We start from the raw sequence: 774 nt of genomic DNA, 5'->3' as shown, positions 1-774 counted from the left end.
AGCTTTTGACTACCAAAAGTGACAACGTCACCCTCATTCAACCATTGATTCGGCTCAAATGCCTCAGTTAGAGGGAAACCGAACATTTTGCTTTGCCCTTCCAAACCTTGTAGCCAGAAGTTATCCGCTTTGTGCGGACCAACGATTTCTGTTCCGCCTAACAGCGCTGATAATGGCTCAGTACCGCCAACATGATCTAAGTGACCATGGGTCAATACCAATTTCACCACATCAACACCCAGCTCTTTGATGAGCATTGCAAGCTGTTTTTCGTCACCGCCTGGGTCAACAACGATGCCTTTCATCGTTTCGTCACACCACACGATAGAACAGTTTTGAGAAAAAGAAGTCACTGGGACAACTTGGTATTTCAGAGCCATAGATAACCTATTACCGAATAAATTTGCGTTAAAACTGCCGCAACTATGACACTAACCCTAGGCGACTTCAAGACTTACGCCAGCCCTAAAATAAGCTTACCAACTGCGTACTGCACCCGTATCAATGTGGACAAAGTTACTGCCCGGATAGTATCCAACACCACCAGCCTTCAAACTGATTGCCGCATCGCGTACCGTAGACAGCTTTACACCATCGAGACGAAAATCAATCGCCTTCCCTTCCATGTGTAGACTCTTCTTAGCAACACCAGTAGAACCGCTGCGCAGGGACGCATTGGTCACAGGAGAACGGTAGCCAGAAATCACGATAACTTCGGATTCAGTACCGATGAGCTTTTGAATTTGGCTGATTTGATCGAACAGACGTTTATCC

General features: G+C 46.4%; 2 protein-coding genes. Both read right to left on the bottom strand.

Annotated features, from left to right (window positions below):
* Window positions 1-380, bottom strand: a 380-nt coding sequence (locus R8O10_RS24775) for an MBL fold metallo-hydrolase (protein ID WP_318191897.1), incomplete at its 3' end; no start/stop codon positions are given.
* Between the two features lie 96 nt (window positions 381-476).
* Window positions 477-774 (bottom strand): YcbK family protein (locus R8O10_RS24770; protein ID WP_318191896.1); only part of this gene is annotated, 298 nt, incomplete at its 5' end.

Source organism: Vibrio sp. 1727 (assembly GCF_033344415.1).
GTDB lineage: Bacteria > Pseudomonadota > Gammaproteobacteria > Enterobacterales > Vibrionaceae > Vibrio > Vibrio alginolyticus.
This window is presented reverse-complemented; position numbering and strand designations above follow the sequence as displayed.